The 16,574-nt window shown below is 61.7% G+C and carries 14 protein-coding genes and 1 pseudogene; 5 read left to right on the forward strand and 10 right to left on the reverse strand.

What is annotated here, in order from left to right:
• Positions 1–3: 3 nt before the first annotated feature.
• The 4 genes from JO965_RS27145 to JO965_RS27160 all read right to left on the reverse strand — a co-directional run bounded on the left by JO965_RS27145 (position 4) and on the right by JO965_RS27160 (position 4,486).
• On the reverse strand, positions 4–900 hold the full coding sequence (locus tag JO965_RS27145) for an ABC transporter permease (protein ID WP_203445199.1): 897 nt from the start codon (positions 898–900) through the stop codon (positions 4–6).
• Complete coding sequence (locus tag JO965_RS27150; protein ID WP_203445200.1) at positions 897–1,814, reverse strand: ABC transporter permease; 918 nt, start codon at positions 1,812–1,814, stop codon at positions 897–899. Before JO965_RS27150 ends, JO965_RS27145 begins: the two co-directional genes overlap by 4 nt.
• Positions 1,815–1,879: 65 nt before the next feature.
• Positions 1,880–3,400 (reverse strand): ABC transporter substrate-binding protein, encoded by a 1,521-nt coding sequence (locus JO965_RS27155; protein ID WP_203445201.1) that lies wholly within the window; start codon positions 3,398–3,400, stop codon positions 1,880–1,882.
• A 78-nt stretch (positions 3,401–3,478) separates the two neighbouring features.
• The gene (locus tag JO965_RS27160; RefSeq protein ID WP_203445202.1) at positions 3,479–4,486 is read right to left on the reverse strand and encodes a dipeptidase; all 1,008 of its coding nucleotides are present in this window, start codon (positions 4,484–4,486) and stop codon (positions 3,479–3,481) included.
• A gap of 436 nt (positions 4,487–4,922) precedes the next feature.
• On the opposite strand from JO965_RS27160, the gene JO965_RS27165 reads away from it, so the two are divergent.
• On the forward strand, positions 4,923–5,783 hold the full coding sequence (locus tag JO965_RS27165; protein ID WP_203445203.1) for a tyrosine-type recombinase/integrase: 861 nt from the start codon (positions 4,923–4,925) through the stop codon (positions 5,781–5,783).
• A 12-nt stretch (positions 5,784–5,795) separates the two neighbouring features.
• Positions 5,796–6,995, forward strand: a complete 1,200-nt coding sequence (locus tag JO965_RS27170) for an IS91 family transposase (protein ID WP_203445204.1) — start codon at positions 5,796–5,798, stop codon at positions 6,993–6,995.
• Positions 6,996–7,000: 5 nt separating this feature from the next.
• Here the strand turns inward: JO965_RS27170 and JO965_RS27175 are convergent, their stop codons facing one another.
• Positions 7,001–7,219, reverse strand: coding sequence for a hypothetical protein (locus JO965_RS27175; RefSeq protein ID WP_203445205.1), 219 nt, complete (start codon positions 7,217–7,219; stop codon positions 7,001–7,003).
• Between the two features lie 174 nt (positions 7,220–7,393).
• Between JO965_RS27175 and JO965_RS27180 the strand changes: the two genes are divergently transcribed.
• Together JO965_RS27180 and JO965_RS27185 are read left to right on the forward strand one after the other, a co-directional pair.
• Positions 7,394–9,004, forward strand: a complete 1,611-nt coding sequence (locus JO965_RS27180) for a transposase (protein ID WP_203444369.1) — start codon at positions 7,394–7,396, stop codon at positions 9,002–9,004.
• 69 nt (positions 9,005–9,073) lie between these two features.
• Positions 9,074–9,694: a C39 family peptidase gene (locus JO965_RS27185; RefSeq protein WP_203445206.1), complete on the forward strand. Its 621-nt coding sequence runs from the start codon at positions 9,074–9,076 to the stop codon at positions 9,692–9,694.
• Here the strand turns inward: JO965_RS27185 and JO965_RS49495 are convergent.
• From JO965_RS49495 to JO965_RS27215, 5 genes and pseudogenes are all read right to left on the reverse strand, one after another.
• Positions 9,691–10,370 (reverse strand): annotated as a pseudogene (locus JO965_RS49495) (SDR family NAD(P)-dependent oxidoreductase). The gene JO965_RS27185 and the pseudogene JO965_RS49495 overlap by 4 nt on opposite strands.
• A 118-nt stretch (positions 10,371–10,488) precedes the next feature.
• A complete protein-coding gene (locus JO965_RS27200) occupies positions 10,489–11,349 on the reverse strand; it encodes a DUF1989 domain-containing protein (RefSeq protein ID WP_203445209.1) in 861 nt (286 codons plus the stop codon).
• Between the two features lie 79 nt (positions 11,350–11,428).
• Positions 11,429–13,138 (reverse strand): biotin carboxylase N-terminal domain-containing protein, encoded by a 1,710-nt coding sequence (locus JO965_RS27205; RefSeq protein WP_203445210.1) that lies wholly within the window; start codon positions 13,136–13,138, stop codon positions 11,429–11,431.
• A complete protein-coding gene (locus tag JO965_RS27210; protein WP_203445211.1) occupies positions 13,135–14,733 on the reverse strand; it encodes an urea amidolyase family protein in 1,599 nt (532 codons plus the stop codon). Before JO965_RS27210 ends, JO965_RS27205 begins: the two co-directional genes overlap by 4 nt.
• Complete coding sequence (locus JO965_RS27215; protein WP_203445212.1) at positions 14,726–15,490, reverse strand: LamB/YcsF family protein; 765 nt, start codon at positions 15,488–15,490, stop codon at positions 14,726–14,728. The genes JO965_RS27210 and JO965_RS27215 overlap by 8 nt, the downstream gene beginning before the upstream one ends.
• Positions 15,491–15,591: 101 nt before the next feature.
• Between JO965_RS27215 and JO965_RS27220 the strand changes: the two genes are divergently transcribed.
• The gene (locus tag JO965_RS27220) at positions 15,592–16,260 is read left to right on the forward strand and encodes a GntR family transcriptional regulator (RefSeq protein WP_203445501.1); all 669 of its coding nucleotides are present in this window, start codon (positions 15,592–15,594) and stop codon (positions 16,258–16,260) included.
• Positions 16,261–16,574 lie beyond the last annotated feature (314 nt).

Below are 16,574 nucleotides of genomic sequence, written 5' to 3' on the forward strand. Positions count from 1 at the left end.
TCCTTAGTTCCGTCCATGCGGCGACATCACATCGCGGAGGCCGTCACCGAGAAGATTCGTGCCAAGAACAAGGGTGAACAGAAACACTCCCGGAATGGTGATGAGCCAAGGCTCGAAGAGAATTGAGGCTTTGCCTTCAGAGATCATCAGCCCCCAAGAAGGAAGAGGTGCCGGCACGCCGAGACCGAGGAACGAGAGCGCCGCCTCGAGGATCATCGCCTGTGCCATTTCGAGCGTGGCCACCACGACGAGATTATTGACGAGGTTTGGCAGGATCTCGTGGCGGATGATCTGCGGCACCGTTGCGCCCTGCAACTCCGCGGCGGTCACGAACTCGGATGTCCGGAGCTGGATCGTTGTAGCCCTGGTCACGAGCGCGAAACGGTCCCAAAGCAAGAGTCCGAGCGTCAACATGACCACCGTAAGCGAGGATCCAACGAGCGCTACGACGGCCAATGCGACGAGAATAACAGGCATCGCCAGGCGCGCCGTGATGATGAACATCAGGACACTGTCGACCTTACCGCCGAAATAGCCGGCGCAGACCCCGATTGCAGTTCCGATAACACCTGACACGACGGCCGTCCCGAGCCCGATCACAAGCGAGATTTGGGCCCCATAGACAATCCGCGAAAGATAGTCGCGACCCAAATGATCCGTGCCAAGTAGGTGCTCCCAACCGCCGCCAGGCAGCCAGAGCGGCGGCGTGAACCGGCCTGTAAGCGACTGCAGATAGGGGTCATACGGTGCCAGCAGCGGCGCGAGTACGGCCATCATGATGACGACGCAAAAGATGAGGAGGCCGAGCATCAGGCCAATGTGAGATAGCCAGCGAGGCACGTGGACCTTCCCCACGAACGCCTGCGGGTTTCCTGCGGAATGTGCGGAGACTTCGGTCATTTCGTGCGCATCCTTGGATCCAGCATAGCATTAAGCATGTCGGCTAGAAGGGTTAGAAAGACATAGAAGAGCGAGAAGCAGAGCACGAGCGCCTGGACGGTCGGAAGATCGGCTCGCCCTATGCTTTCCCAAGCGAGAGCTCCGGCTCCATGAATGGCGAACACGTTTTCGACAACAACAGAGCCTGCCAGCATGAACCCGAATTGGGCCGAGGCGAGGCTGATAATGGGAAGCGCCGCATTGCGCAGTGCGTAGTCAAAAAGCACCCGGGTTTCGGAGAGACCCATGGCGCGAGCCGTGCGGGTATAATCTGCCTCCAGCGCCGTTATCATGCCCGAGCGGGTCAGGCGCATGATCGCGGGCATCGCAAAATAGCCCAGGACGATTGTTGGCATGATGTAGCCTTGCCAAGACGCGGTGCCTGAGGCGGGCAGGATCGCCAAGTTGACGGAGAACAGGATTATCAGCAGCAAGGCAAACCAGAAGCTTGGCATCGCCTGCCCCACGACGGCCAGGAGGAGAGCCAAGCGATCGGCGATGCTGTTGGGCCAACGGCCAGCCACCACGCCCAGAGGCACAGCAACGACGATCGCAAGAATGAGAGCAAAGAACCCGAGCTTCGCTGTCGTTGCGAAGCGCTCGAGAAGCAGCGTAGCGACTGGTTGGCCGAAGTAAAGGCTCGTCCCGAGATCACCACGGAGAACACCAGACAGCCAGTGCAGATATTGAACAACGATCGGCTGATCTAAGCCATAGAGCGCGCGAAGGCGATCTGCGTCGGCCGCACTGGAGGCTGCGCCAGCTAAGGCAGCAGCTGGATCACCGGCCGCAAAGATCAGCGCATAGGCAACGAAAGATACGAAAAGCGCAAGCAGGCACGCCATCAAAATCCGGCGGATTGCGTAATACAACATATCAATGCCCTTCGGCAAAATCCACAGACCGTCCAGCCGCCACCAGGCGGCTGGACAGCAGATGACTACTTCCATTGCGCGTCGTAGAACGGAATGAACTCGTCGGGATTGATGCTAAGGTCGAGATCCTTCGACATCGCGGTGTTCATGTTCCACACCCACAGCGGAACCCAGTAAGCCTTGTCGGCGATCAGCTTCAGAGATTTCGAATAGAGTGCCTTACGACGCTCTGGATCGATGATGTTGGAGGCTTCAGTGACCAGCGGGACGATCTCACGATCGTTGACAACGTCGTCGCCAGTACCTGCAAAGAAGGCACCGGTGCTCAGCGCGACATCGCCTATTCCATAAGAGCCCCAGTCGGCGGAATAGAGATCTTGTTTGTGGTTGCGCCACTGTTCCACGCCTGCGGCATATTGAAGATTGTTGATCGTGAGATCGATTCCAATCGCAGCAAGATTCGCCTTCACCGCCTCTGCCACTGCTACTCCATCTGGAGAGATGACCATGCTCAGCCTGAAGCCCTTTTCGTGTCCGGCTTCTTTCAACAATGCTTTCGCCTTCTGCGGATCGAAGTCATAGCTGGTGACATTCGTTTCACAGCCGAATTGCACTGGGTTGCAGGCGGAGTTGATGATTGGAGAACTCTCTCCTTTGAACGCGTTGCGGATCTCTTTCCGATTGATTGCATGGTTGATTGCTTTGCGGACGCGTACATCAGCCAGAGGGGAATTTGGAACGTTGGGATCCATGGCGATGTAGTCGAAGCGCATGATCGGCGTGCTCTGGACCGTTACGTTGGGACGCGTCGAGAGGCGCGCGACATCGTCTTTTGGAACGCGCCAGATCCAATCGATATTGCCTCCTAACAGTTCGGCGTATTGGGTATTGCGCTCAGGCAGAACCCGGAAATTGAGCGTCTTGATCTGAGGATTTTCCTTTTGGCCGCCTTTATAATAATCGGCAAATCGCTCAAGCTTGACGCCAACACCTGGAGTTAGTTCTACGAGTTTATAAGGTCCCGTCCCCACTGGCTTTGTCGCCATACCCTGCGCACCGACCTTTTCATAGTACGCCTTTGAATAGATCGGCAGATTGCCTGCAAGCATTTCAAGCGCCAGAGGGTAAGGCGCTTTCATCGTTAGCCGAACTGTGTCGTCATCGAGCTTCTCGGCCTTGTCAATCCAGTTAACCGCGATGGCATAGCGAGCGCCGAAATCAGGTCGAGATACGAGGTTGAGCGTGAAAACAACATCGTCCACTATAAGATTGGCGCCGTTGTGGAACTTGACGCCCTTACGGATTTTGAATTCCATCTGGGTGTCGGAAAGGAACTTGTAAGACTCTGCTAACTCAGGCACGAACTGACCTGTTTTGAAGTCTTTCGATACAAGGCCATCATAAAGGACACGGGCGACGGAGAGCGCCTCGCGACTTGTTGCCTTATAGTTCTCGAGAGTCTCGATTTCGCTACCGAACGCAACATTGAGTGTGTCGTTCGCCTTGCCGGCCATCGCTGGCTGGCTGAGTGCGGTGAGGGCGAGGAGCCCGAGAGCGACTTTGTATTTGGTGCCGGTGTTTTTCATGGCTGTTCCCTTCTCGTTGAATAGTTGTGGCGGATTCTCTGAATCACGCTGTTTCTGGCTGTCGGTGTGGCTTCGTCTTCAGTCCCCCCAAACGGTTTCGTAGATACGCAACAGATTCTCGCCGTAGATTTTTCGAATATCCGCTTCTGTGAATCCCCGCTCGAGAAGGCGTTTTGTGAGCGCTGGCATGGTCTTTGGGGTTTCTATGCCTGCGGGGTAGTAGTGCGGCGGTTCCGGATAGGCCTTGGCGGTCCAGATTCCCTCGGCAAGGTATTGCTGGTACTGTTTCATCGCGATAGCGTCGTCAACATACGGGAACTGTCCGGTGTAGTAGTCGATGCCGAGAGTGACGTGCTGCGTGCCGACAAGGTCACCCATATAAGCGATATGATCGATGAACTGATCGAGTGTCGGACGCTTGTCACTGGAAACGAAGCCGGGAAAGCCCACGACGCCGATAGTACCACCGTTCTCTGCGATTGCCTTGATCAGCTCATCGGAAATGTTGCGCGGTGATGGATGAACAGATTTCGCGTTTGCGTGAGAAATGATAACTGGAGCCGACGAGTGCTTGATCGCGTCCAGCGTGGTTTGCACTCCGGTATGGGCGCAATCTACGATGATGCGAGCCGAGTTCATGCGCTCGACGACCTGGACCCCGAATCGACTGAGGCCTGCATCGGTACGCTCTTCACAGCCGTCGCCAATCAGATTCTTCAGGTTGTAAGCAAGTTGAATAATGCCGACGCCGAGTACCTTATAGGCGTCTATCAGATCGACGCTGTCCTCAATTGCTCCCGGTCCTTGGAAGTGCATGATAATGCCCGTCTTGCCGGCCGCCTTGGCCCTCCGGATATCAGCGGCAGTCCGGATCAGCATCAGGTCATCGCGCTCACGCAGTAGCTTATGCCAAGCCCCGATTGTGCGGAGAGTGGTTTCAGCGTTCTCCAACGAGCTGACAGTCGGCGCGATGACGGTCACTCCGCCCGCCTGGTAATCTGCGATGCGCTCTCGGTCATCCAAGAGTGGGCATACAGCGTCGATGATGATTGCACTGTTATGAAGTTCCGTTGCGCTTTGGCTCATTTGAGCACCCGTCCCTTTTGTTCTTGAACTTGGCAATCAGCCAGGCGCTCTCGAGAGATGCCTTATGAGAGCATCGCCCGCCCAACCGAGCACCCATGGCTTCCTGTGAAAAATTATCTTAAAGGAAAAATTTTATCCGGCAATCGTAATTTTTCATTTTTTGGAGAAAGGAATGGTATGAGCCCCAGCGAGACAGCTTTTTGCCGAGGTGCCAGCGACTGACCTGTCGGTGGAGGGACGCCGGTTCATCATTCCGAAGCGGCCCAACGGCTGAGGCTGACATCTGTCGCACGGCCGGAAGCGTAACTGGGGCATTTTGGGGGGCAGGGATTGAACGAAGCCGCTGACGCGGCATTTGGTGCCCGGGGATGCGGATGATGCTTCTGTTTTGAAGGATTGCGGCTGTTGAAGCGCAATTCCAGAACAGGAGATCAAGATGGTCGAGATGAGCCCTCTGCGCCGTCGTATGATCGAGGACATGACGGTCCGCAATCTGTCGCCCGCCACGCAGCGATCCTACATCCACGCGGTAGCGAAGTTTTCGCGCTATTTCGGCCGGTCCCCGGCTCGGCTTGGCCTGGAAGATGTCCGCGCCTTCCAGGTGCATCTGGTGGCGAAGGGGATCTCATGGTCGGCGCTGAACCAGACGGTCTGCGCGCTGCGGTTCTTTTACGGCGTGACACTGGGCCATGCCGAGATTCCAGAACGGATTGCCTATGCGCGCTTGCCCCGCAAGCTGCCCGTGGTGCTGAGCGCGGATGAGGTTGTCCGGTTCCTCGAGGCGGTGCCCAGCCTGAAGACGCGCACCGCGCTGACCACGGCCTATGCCGCGGGCCTCCGTGCCTCCGAGACCGTCGGCCTGAAGGTCGGCGACATCGACAGCGAACGCGGTGTCATCCTGATCGCGCACGGCAAGGGCGGCAAGGACCGATACGTCATGCTGTCGGCGCAGCTTCTGCGCATCCTCCGGGTCTATTGGCGGCTGGCAAAGCCCAACGACTGGCTGTTTCCCGGTCGTGACGCAACCGCGCCAATCGATGTGCAGGTTCTCTATTCGGCATGCCGCTCGGCGTGTACCGCCGCCGGCATCGACAAACGCGTGACGGTCCACACGCTGCGGCACAGCTTCGCCACGCATCTGCTGGAGAACGGAACCGACATTCGCATCATCCAGGTTTTGCTCGGTCACAACAATCTGTCGAGCACGGCGCGCTATACGAAGGTCTCGAACGGCCTAATTCGCCGCACGGAGAGCCCGCTCGACCGTCTGAGGCTGGAGGTTGTTCCCCCAAACTGAGCCGGCGTCGTCATGTCGGCAAGACTGGAGGTGGCGGACATCATGCGTCGCCACGGCGAGGCCTATCGGCAGGCCCATGAGGGTCATCTCGGACGGGTCGAGCGCCGCACGATGAGCGCGATCGAGCTGTGCCGGACAGCCGCTCTCGGTGGCCATCTGGAGGGATGCCCCTCATGCAGGACAATCCGCATCTCCTACAATTCCTGCCGCAATCGGCATTGCCCGAAGTGCCAAGGACAGGCCTGTCGGGATTGGCTCGCCGCGCGGCAGGGTGACCTCCTGCCGGTTCCCTACTTCCACGTGGTCTTCACGCTGCCAGCGCCGATGGCCGGCATCGCGTTTCAGAACAAGGCCGCCGTCTATTCCATCCTGTTCAAGGCCGCTGCCGAGACGCTGCTCACCATCGCCGCTGACCCCAAACATCTGGGGGCGGAGATCGGTCTCGTCGCGGTCCTGCACAGTTGGGGGCAGAACCTGCATTATCATCCGCACGTCCATTGCATCGTGCCGGGCGGTGGCCTGTCGTCAACCCGCTTCGGGAGTCGATCCGGGGCCGTGCAGTGGATCGCGTGCCGGCCCGGCTTCTTCCTGCCCGTGCGGGTCCTATCGCGCCTGTTTCGCCGGCTGTTTCTGCAGGACCTGCAAGCCGCCTATGACGCGGGCAAACTGAGCTTCTTTGGCGACCTCGCCGGGCTGATGGCGCCCGCCGCGTTCCGCCGCCGGCTGGCAGAGGTCCGTCGTGTCGAATGGATCGTCTACGCCAAGCCGCCCTTCGGTGGCCCCGGGCAGATGCTGACCTATCTCGGCCGCTACACCCATCGCGTCGCCATCGCCAATTCCCGTCTTGTCAGTCTGGCCGACGGCAGGGTCGCGTTCCGCTGGAAGGACTATCGTCATCGCGGCAAGGCCAAGGTCATGACGCTCGATGCCCACGAGTTCATCCGGCGCTTCCTGCTGCACACCCTGCCGGACGGCTTCCACCGCATCCGACATTACGGCTTTCTCGCGAATGGCCATCGCGCCCAAAAGCTGGAACTGTGTCGCAGACTGCTGACCATCACGGCGCAAGAGAGCGCCGCCGACACCACGCATGATCGGCCCGCCGCAACTCCGGCCAGCCGGTGCTCCTGGTGCGGCCGACAGATGGTCACGTTCGGCATCTGGCGATGTGGGGAGGTGCCCCGCCGTCCCTTCTGGAGCGACAGTTCATGAGAGGATCAACCGCTTGCAGCATGGCCATAACCGAGCCGGCCGCCATGCGCGCCGCCCTGCATTTGTTTGCACCGCGTCCCGGGGTGAGAAAGATCCGGGTGCTCTACGGTGACCACCGTGCCGGCCGTATTCAACGCGATCATCGGCACCGAGCCGTCGCCGTCGGCACCATCAGGCACACGGATTGCGTTCCACATGCTGTCCGTCCGGCCCTCGTCGAGCAACTCACCTCACCAACCAGCCTACAATCCCCATAGCGCCATCCCCGTCTCGCGGCGTCGCTCAATCCGGCTTCAATGAGGTCCTTCCGGATGAGGGCCTTCACACGTTCCGTCGCGACCGGACCTCACAGAACCCTCCAGATTCCTCCAAACGGGCATTCATGATTCAATCCCGGCATGACATCGCCGCCCGGTAGGTCCAGCAAGCCTCTGTCCTCGACGGCCCTGCGCCAGTTGGTCTCGGATCTGGCCGGCAAGATCGATCGACTGGAGCAAGAAGTCGAGCAGCTGCGCCTCGACAACAGCAACCTGCGCCGCGACAACCAGGCCCTGAAGGATGAGATCGCAAGGCTCAAGCACCTGCCGCCACGCCCGCCGTTCAAACCGTCCGGTATGGAGAAAGCCACCGAGCCGCGGCCCACGGGTTCGGGACGGCGTCCAGGCCGCGGCGCCAAACGGGATCGGGTCACCCGCGAGGTCACGCTGCAGGTCGAGGTGCCACCTGGCTCGCGCTTCAAAGGCTACAAGACGGTGGTGCAGCGGGATCTAATCCTGACCGCGGAGGTCGTGCGCTACAAGCGGGAACGCTGGGTGACGCCCGAAGGCCAGACCATCATCGCGCCATTGCCAGTTGGCGTCACTGGCGGGTATGGGCCCGGCGTGCGCCGGTTCTGCCTCGCCCTGCACACGCAAGGTCAGGTCACCACCGAGCGCCTGACCGATCTGCTGAACGGCATCGGCCTGTCGATCTCCAAGCGGGAGGTGGTGCGTCTGCTGACCACCGATCTGGAGCTGTTCGAACAGGAGGACCGCGCGGTCCTGCAGACGGGCCTGACTTCCTCGCCGTACATCACGGTTGACGACACCGGTGCACGGCATGCCCGCCGCCCGGGTGTCACCACCCAGATCGGCGGCGAGCGCTTTTGCGTCTTCCGCACCAGCCGATCGAAATCGCGCCTGAACTTCCTGTCGCTGCTGCGGGCCGGTCATGAGGACTATGTCGTCAACGAGGCCGCGCTGGACTATCTGCGCGCACAATCTGTCGAGGCTGCCGTGGTCGCTCGGTTGTCCAAGCTCCAGGGCCAAGTGTTCCGCTCGGATCTGGAATGGCTGGAACAGTTGGCGCGGTGCTCAATCAACATCTTCGACCGGCCCTTGCTCCAGACGCTGAACGAAGCCGCCACCTGGGGGGCGATCCGGCATCACGGACTGATGGACAACACCGTCGTTGTCTCCGACGATGCCGGCCAGTTCCGCGTTGCCCAGCACGCCCTGTGCTGGGTTCACGCCGAGCGCCACCTGCAAAAGCTGATGCCGGCCTCGCCCAAGCAGGCCAAAGCGGTGGAATTGGTCCGCGAGACCATCTGGTGCTTCTATCGTAGCCTGAAGCTGTGGAAGCAGAGCCCCACAGCGGGCGCCGAGGCGTTATTCCGGCGCCAGTTCAACCGGATCTTTAATCAGCGCACGGGCTACAAGGAACTCGACGAACTGCTCGCCCGCCTGGCGCGGCGCAAGAGCGAACTGCTGCGGGTGCTTGAGCGTCCGGAAATCCCACTGCACACCAATGCGTCCGAGAACGATCTGCGGGCCTGGGTGACCAAGCGCAAGGTCTCCGGCGGCACGATGAGCGTGGATGGCCGACTGGCACGGGATGTGATGCTGGGGCTCTCGAAAACCTGCCGGAAGCTTGGACTGTCCTTCTTCGACTATCTCGGGGATCGACTTGGGCTGAATGGGGCTCAGCCAAAGATCCCACCCCTCGCCAATCTCGTAATCCGGTCCGCCTGAGGCCCCGGCCCCCCAAATTGCCCCGATTACCCGGAAGCGCTTGTGGGAAAAACAGGAGGAGTGGGCGGTATGGCCCTAAATACATCCAAGGTGCCCTACTTCAGCCAGTGGGAAACGCCGGACATGACGCTACCTGTCTACGCTGAGGGATCCTCAGCATTGAGGCGCGATCCACTCTGGCGACACTCTGGTGCAGAGACGATCGAGGAATATGCGCGTTGGGCGGTCAATGTTTGCGGGATGGCCTGCCTCAAGATGATCCTTGCGACGAGAGGCGAAGTTCACCCGACACTCTGTCTCGCCCGCGCTTGTAGCGCCTACGGCGGCTATGTCGTAAATGAGATTGATGCCTCGATCAAGGGCCTAATCTATGCGCCCTTCGTCACCTTCGTTAAGGACCGCTTCGGCTTAGTGGCTGAAACTGTGACCAAGGTCGACACGGCCAGCATTCCCGCCCTTCTTTCGAAGCGGGAGTTCTTCATTGCTTCCGTGAACAGCGACATTCGCTGGCCGGATCGGACGCCCCCATCGAAGGGTGGGCATCTGGTGCTGGTGACAGCGGCGACTGAAGACCAGATTTGCTTTCACAATCCGTCCGGCCATGATGCCGCCAGCCAAGTGGATGTAACCCTGCCGCTCGATGTCTTCGATCGATTCTTTGCCAATCGCGGCATCGCCGTCGGCTTTTAAGCATAAAGGAAATGCACCCGCGCGGTCTCCTCAAATGGGAGTTTAAGCTCTGCCGCTTCAACCTCGACCTGCCGCGCGACCAACGGTATAAGAACCCAGGCAGGGGATATCGCGTTGCAAGTTATTCCGAGTTGGGCGCCTTCCAGGGCGACTTCACGGGAAAGGCCGAGTACACCATGCTTAGCAGCAACGTATACGGCTTTGCGCATTTCCGCGGTCAGAGCGAGCGCCGAGGCCGTATTGATGATGCGGCCCCATCCTCGCGCCTTCATCTGAGGCCACACTGCTTTGATCGTCGCGAACGCTGCGGAAAGATTAACCGCTAGCAGACAGTTCCACTCGGTGTCTGGGAATGCATCAATGTCTACCACATGCTGTACGCCTGCGTTGTTGACCAGGTGTCGACTCTTCCGAAAGCAGCGGTCACGTCTGTAACGAGCTGACTGGCCTGTACCATGTCGGAAAGGTCATGATCGAAGTATCTTGCGGTTCTCCCAAACTCTCGGGTGATACCAGCGAGAATTTGTTCGATCTCGTCGGCTGAGGCAAAGCCATGAAGTGCAACATCGGCACCGTTGGACGCAAGTAGTCGAGCGGTTGCAAGTCCAATGCCGCTAGTCGAGCCGGTCACCAGCGCGACCTTGCCGTGCAACGGTACGGAGATGTCGATTGCCATGTTTCCCTCTTACATAAAGGAGTTTGCAGGTCATGAGAACGATCCAGCCCATGGCTGCTTCGCACTCACAGTGTGGTACGGAGCCAAGCAAGCGGTCCTTCGCTGCCCAATGTCGTCGTTACAAGCCGTGGGTGCCGTCGTAGCCGTTGATAGCCGGCGGGGTCCAGCCTTCGGGCAGGCGCTTGGCCTTGTAGATCTCGACAACCAGCGGATAGCAGGCCGCCGTATCGGACGAGTGCTCCGAACTGCAATCGCCGCCCGGGCAGGCGGAGAGCGCGCCCAGGAGATCGATCTCGGCGAAGAACTCCAGGTAGTCGCCCGGCCGAACCGGACTTGCCTTCATGAAGTACTGTCCCGTGTTGCGGGTGAAGCCGGTGCACATGAACACGTTCAGCACGTCGTGGATATAGGTCTCGGCCTCGCGCACCGGCTTCCCGGTCTTTTTGGCGAAAGCACGGGTCAGGTTCGAGTGGCAGCAATGATGGTACTGCCCACCGTGGCTGAGCAGGTTGTGGGTATACGGATCGCAGCGCGTGCCGATCACGTCATGCACGGAACCGCCGAATTCGTCGAAGCCGTACCAGTCCAGGGTATCGTGCGTGATCGTGGCGATGGAGCGGAGATAGGGGAAGTTGGAGAAAAGCTGGTCACCAAGACCGACATGGGTGCCGTTCAGCGCCCGTGTTTTGCCGCTGTAGAACTTTTCATTGAGGTCGTTGAGATTGAAGAGATTAAGGTCACCCACCTGCGATCCCTCGCTGCAGACGATGCGGAAGAAATGACCCGCCGGCACGGTCCATGTCGCGGCGTCCCGTGGTGGCACGATCACGGTCTCGGTGAGTTCAAGGTCGTCGCGCAGCGCACGGTAGGCAGAGAGATCCGGGCGCGGCAGGGTGTCGACCGGATAACAGACGATCGGCTTGATCGCCTTGCGGTTCACTGCATCCGCAGGCGCCTCGGTTATCGGGTTCGGTCTCATGTGCTCTCTCCATTTCGTTCTGCCGCCAGCGGCAGCGTTTGTTGTCGGGACTGTCCGGCCGGCTCTCTCATCCGCCGCCTCAATCGATCACCGCCAGTTCCACTCCGAGGCCGACCGCGTCGCCGGGTTTCGCCTTGATGTGAATGCAGCCAGCCTTTGGCGCGAGGACGCGCGTTTCCATCTTCATGGCCTCGATCAGCGCCACGCTTTCTCCCTCGGCCACAGTTGCTCCATCCTCGACCAGCCATTGCTGGAGCGTCCCGGGGATCGGGGCCGTCACCGCACCCTCGCTGGCCGGTGGGCTTGCAGCCGAAGCGGGCTGCGGTGCGGACACACCGGAGAACAGCGCGGCCGGCAGGCCGAGCGCATGACGCTTGCCGTCGATCTCGATGAAGGTGCGCAGGAATCCCCCCTCGACCGAATCCACCCGCGGCGCCGGCTCGAGGCCGCGGAAGGCCGTCTCGATCCAGTTGGTGTAGACACCAAAGCCGTCCTCGCCGGTGAAGTCGCGCTCCGCCAGCACGGCACGGTGGAACGGCAGCACCGAGGCGACGCCCTCGATCCGGAATTCGGCCAGGGCCCGGCGGGCGCGGATCAGCGCCTCCTCTCGCGTCGCGCCGGTGACGATCAGCTTCGCCATCATCGAGTCGTAGAGGCCCGGGATCTCCGAGCCGGTCTCCACGCCGGCATCGAGCCGCACGCCCGGACCGGACGGTGCGCGGAACCGGGTGATCAGTCCCGGCGTCGGCAGGAAGCCACGGCCGGGATCCTCGGCATTGATGCGGAATTCGAAGGCATGGCCACGCGGGACAGGCGTCTGCGTCACCGACAGCGGCAGGCCGTCGGCAATGCGCAGCTGCTCGATCACGATGTCGACACCAGTCGTTTCCTCCGTCACCGGATGCTCAACCTGCAGGCGCGTGTTGACCTCAAGGAACGAGATCACGCCGTTCTGCGACAGCAGGAACTCCACGGTGCCGGCGCCGGTGTAGCCGGCTTTCGCACAAATGGCGCGGGCGGCCTCATGGATGCGGGCGCGCTGGTCCTCCGAGATGAAGGGAGCGGGCGCCTCCTCGACGAGCTTCTGGTTGCGCCGCTGCAGCGAGCAGTCGCGTGTGCCCAGCACCACGGTGTGGCCGTGGCGGTCGGCGATGACCTGCGCCTCGATATGGCGCGGCTTGTCGAGGAACTGTTCGGCGTAGCACTCACCGCGGCCGAAGGCCTCGGTGGCCTCCCGCACGGCAGACTCGAAGAGCTCGCCGACCTCCTCCAGCTTGCGGGCCACCTTCATGCCACGTCCGCCGCCGCCGAAAGCAGCCTTGATGGCGAGCGGCAGACCCGCCTCCTTGGCAAAGGCAACGGCTTCCACTGCCGAGGCGAGCGGCCCGTCGGATCCCTTGACGAGCGGCGCGCCGACCTGGGCCGCAATCCGGCGGGCCTCGACCTTGTCGCCGAGAGCCGTGATCACCGCCGGCGCTGGCCCGACCCAGACGAGGCCGGCGTCAATGACCGCCTGCGCGAACTCCGCGCGCTCGGACAGGAAGCCATAGCCGGGATGAACGGCGTCCGCGCCGGCGCGACGGGCGATGTCGAGGATCTTTGGAATGTTCAGATAGGTGTCCGCCGGCCGGCCGGGGCCGAGGCCATAGGCTTCGTCGGCCAGCTCGGCGTGGAGCGAGTGGGCATCGGCATCGGAATAGATCGCCACAGAGACGACGCCATAGTCGCGTGCGGCACGGGCAATGCGAATGGCGATTTCGCCGCGATTGGCGATGAGCAGCTTTTTCATCGGTCGGTTTCTCTGACGAGCGGGTCGAAGGCAGCGGTGGCGTTGAAGCGGATGGTCGCGCCGATCGGGATCTGGCCGGCGAGGTCGAGGTGGTGGCGCGCGACAACCGCGATCACCGGATAGCCGCCGGTCAGGGGATGGTCGGCAAGGAAGAGCACCGGCTGCCCGCTGTGCGGCACCTGGATGGACCCAAGCACAGCGCCCTCGGACGGCAGCTCCGCCGTATCGCGTCGCTCCAGCGGCTCAGTACCAGAAAGGCGCATGCCAACCCGGCTCGACTCCGCCGTCACCTGCCAGTCCTGGGAAAGCAGGGTGGCGACGCCCTTTTCAGTGAACCAGTCCGTACGAGGCCCAAGCACCACATCAAGTGTCACGGTGCCGCCTGCCCTTGGCATGGTCTTGAGCACAGGCCGGAGAGGATCGACAGCGGCAGCCGGTTCGTTTGCCGGTACCAGGATGTCACCCGTCGTGATTGCCGGCGGGCCGACCTTTGCCAGGGTGTCGGTGGCCGCTGAGCCAAGGACGGGGTCGACGGCAAAACTGCCGCGCAGGGCCAGATAGCTGCGCATGCCGTCCGGTGGGAAGCCGAGCGTCAACTCGTCCCCTGTGTCGAGCGCGAAAGGCCGACCGAGAGGAGCCGGGACAATTCGGCCGTCTGCCGTGAGGATCGTAAGGGGTGCGGGCGCACCTGTGACCGCTAGCGTAACCGGCCGGTCAGCCTTCAGCGCAAAGCCGCCGAAGGTGATCTCAAGGGCTGCCGCTTCGCGTGGATTGCCAACGCAGAGGTTCGCCTCAATGAGGCTTGCGCGATCAACCGCGCCGGATTCCGAGATGCCCTGGTCAGCCCGACCGGGGCGCCCGAGATCCTGGTAGAGTGCCGGGCGGTCGGCCCGGGTGACCAGAAGGCCTGCGGCGGGAGTGACGGCTTTCGTCGTCTCCTCCGGGCTTGCCGAAACGGAGACAATGGCTCCCTTCGCCATCTCGCGGAAGCGGACGCGATCACCGGGAGCCAGGAGGGCCGCGCGGGGGCGGCTGGTGTCCCACATGGTAAGCGGTGTGTGGCCGAGAAGCTGCCAGCCGCCGGGGCTGTCGGAGGGATAGATGCCGCCGAATGGGCCAGCGAGCGCCACCGAGCCGGCTGGAATGCGCACGCGCGGGCTCTTGCGGCGCGGCACGTCGAAGGCCGGATCGTCGCAGGTCATGTAGGCGAAGCCCGGCGCAAAGCCCGTGAAGGCAACGGTATAGGTCGCCTCCGTATGGCGGCGGATCAGGTCCTCCACCGTCCAGCCGAGGATCTCGGCGACATCGCTGAGGTCCTCGCCGTCATAGACGACAGGGATCTCGAAGGTTTCTCCCTGGCGTGAGCTGTGGACCGACAGGTCGATCTTGGCGATAACCTCAACGAGATGCTCATAGCCCGTCAGCAGCGGATCGAAGCGGACCATCAGCGTGCGGGCGGCCGGCACCAGGTCGATGACGCCCGCCGGCCGGGCGGCGAGCAGGCTGTCGAGCAGGGTCAGTGTCGTGGCGAGATCCTCGAGCTCGACCAGGAAGGCGTCGGAGCCAGCGGGCAGGAAGCGCAGGCGCTCAGCCATTGGTAAAGGCCTTGAGCTCGATGCCCTGGCTGATCAGTGTGTCGCGCAGCGTGCGGGCGACAGCGACAGCCGACGGCGTGTCGCCGTGAACGCAGATCGATTGGGCCTCGAGCGCGATGTCCGTGCCATCGATGGCGGTGATGCAGCCCTCCGCGACCAGGCGCAGCATCCGCTCGGCGATTGCCTGCGGGTCGTGGATAACAGAGCCCGGCAAGCGCCGGCTGACGAGGCTGCCGTCAGCGTTGTAGGCGCGATCGGCAAAAGCCTCGCAGACGACCGTAAGTCCCGCCGCGCGAGCCTGGATGACGATCGGCGCGCCAGCGAGCGCCATCAGCACAAGTGAAGGGTCGATGGCCCTGATGCCTTCGATCACATCGGCCGCCTGGCGGGCGTCGTGCGCCATCGTGTTGTAGAGCGCGCCATGCGGCTTGACGTAACGCACCCTTGTCCCGGCCGCTCTCGCGAGGCCTCGGAGCGCCCCGATCTGATAGATCGTATCCGCTACCAGCTCCGCGCTGGTCGGCTCCATGTTGCGGCGGCCGAAGCCGACAAGATCGCGATAGCCGACATGCGCGCCGACCGAGACGCCCCGGTGCGCGGCGTCCTTGAGCACAGACAGGATCCCTGCCGGGTCACCGGCATGGAAGCCGCAGGCGATGTTGGCACTGGTGACGATCGCGAGCATCGACACATCGTCACCCATCGGCCACGGGCCGAAACTTTCGCCGAGATCGCTATTGAGGTCGATGGGTGTCATGTCATAGCCTGTCTCGACGAGGACGTATTTTGTTGAATAACATGATATAGATTGTTCAACAATAAGAATGTAGACCCAATAAAGCTGAGCTTGCAGGCATGATGGCAGATGACAGAACCATAGCGGCAGATGACCAATCGCTCGCCGAGATGGTGGCCGCTCGCATGCGCGAGCTGGTGATCGCGGGCGAGTTCGCGCCCGGCCAGAAGCTCTCGGAGCAGCAGGTTGCCGCCGGGTTCGGCATCTCGCGCAATACGCTCCGGGAGGTCTTCCGCCTACTCACAAGCCAAAGGCTGTTGCAGTACATTCCCAATCGTGGGGTCTTTGTTGCGGCACCGGACGAAGCCGCGGTCATCGACATCTATCGCGTGCGTTCGGTGATTCAGAAGGGCGCTGTTCAAGCCGCCACTTGGGGGCATCCGGCTCTAACCCGAATGCGCCAGCTGGCCGAGCAGGGGCGCGAGGTGGGCGCTGACGGCGATTGGCGGCAGGTCGGAACGATCAACATGGAATTCCACCGCGCCATGGTGGAGCTCTGTGACAGCCCTCGGCTCAGCGCCTGCTTTGACCTGATACTCGCCGAACTCCGGCTCGTCTTCGGGCAGCTGGAAGACACAGCTCATCTCCACGAGCCCTATACCGCCCTGAATGCCTCTCTTGTCGACGCGCTTGAGAAAGGCGACGTTCCGGCCGCGGGTTCGCAGCTGGAAGCCTATCTCCTCAAGTCGGAAAGAGCGGTGCTTGCAGCACTCCAGCGCAGACGAGGCTGAGATGAGTTGTTCGTGCCTATTGCACTCTGCATCATCGCTGGAACTGCCACACCTCAATGACACGCCACATGAAGGCAGGGTTGTGGCCAAGCGAGAGAAGGCGTGAGGTCGAGGGGCGCAGATGGCTCCCATGCGGCCCGGCTCTCGCTTCGCCTGAGCAGGGGGCGCGTCTTGACCTGGAGGACTTTCGCAGGGCTCTCCCGCTCTGAGGCAATTGCCGCCTGGCGGGCCGAACCGCGCCCAATCTGGCCGACTGAATCAACACAATCTGCCATTTACGGACATTCTAGCGCGACCTCAAAGCCAGCGTTGTG

The organism is Microvirga sp. VF16, from assembly GCF_016864375.1.
Classification (GTDB): Bacteria; Pseudomonadota; Alphaproteobacteria; order Rhizobiales; family Beijerinckiaceae; genus Microvirga.

Excerpts from the sequence above, each read along its gene's own strand:
- JO965_RS27210 (WP_203445211.1), bottom strand. The coding sequence starts at position 14,733 with ATGGCTGAGCGCCTGCGCTTCCTGCCCGCTGGCTCCGACGCCTTCCTG.
- JO965_RS27155 (WP_203445201.1), bottom strand. The coding sequence starts at position 3,400 with ATGAAAAACACCGGCACCAAATACAAAGTCGCTCTCGGGCTCCTCGCC.
- JO965_RS27150 (WP_203445200.1), bottom strand. The coding sequence starts at position 1,814 with ATGTTGTATTACGCAATCCGCCGGATTTTGATGGCGTGCCTGCTTGCG.
- JO965_RS27220 (WP_203445501.1), top strand. The coding sequence starts at position 15,592 with ATGGCAGATGACAGAACCATAGCGGCAGATGACCAATCGCTCGCCGAG.
- JO965_RS27160 (WP_203445202.1), bottom strand. The coding sequence starts at position 4,486 with ATGAGCCAAAGCGCAACGGAACTTCATAACAGTGCAATCATCATCGAC.
- JO965_RS27180 (WP_203444369.1), top strand. The coding sequence starts at position 7,394 with ATGACATCGCCGCCCGGTAGGTCCAGCAAGCCTCTGTCCTCGACGGCC.
- JO965_RS27145 (WP_203445199.1), bottom strand. The coding sequence starts at position 900 with ATGACCGAAGTCTCCGCACATTCCGCAGGAAACCCGCAGGCGTTCGTG.
- JO965_RS27200 (WP_203445209.1), bottom strand. The coding sequence starts at position 11,349 with ATGAGACCGAACCCGATAACCGAGGCGCCTGCGGATGCAGTGAACCGC.
- JO965_RS27185 (WP_203445206.1), top strand. The coding sequence starts at position 9,074 with ATGGCCCTAAATACATCCAAGGTGCCCTACTTCAGCCAGTGGGAAACG.
- JO965_RS27215 (WP_203445212.1), bottom strand. The coding sequence starts at position 15,490 with ATGACACCCATCGACCTCAATAGCGATCTCGGCGAAAGTTTCGGCCCG.
- JO965_RS27205 (WP_203445210.1), bottom strand. The coding sequence starts at position 13,138 with ATGAAAAAGCTGCTCATCGCCAATCGCGGCGAAATCGCCATTCGCATT.
- JO965_RS27165 (WP_203445203.1), top strand. The coding sequence starts at position 4,923 with ATGGTCGAGATGAGCCCTCTGCGCCGTCGTATGATCGAGGACATGACG.
- JO965_RS27170 (WP_203445204.1), top strand. The coding sequence starts at position 5,796 with ATGTCGGCAAGACTGGAGGTGGCGGACATCATGCGTCGCCACGGCGAG.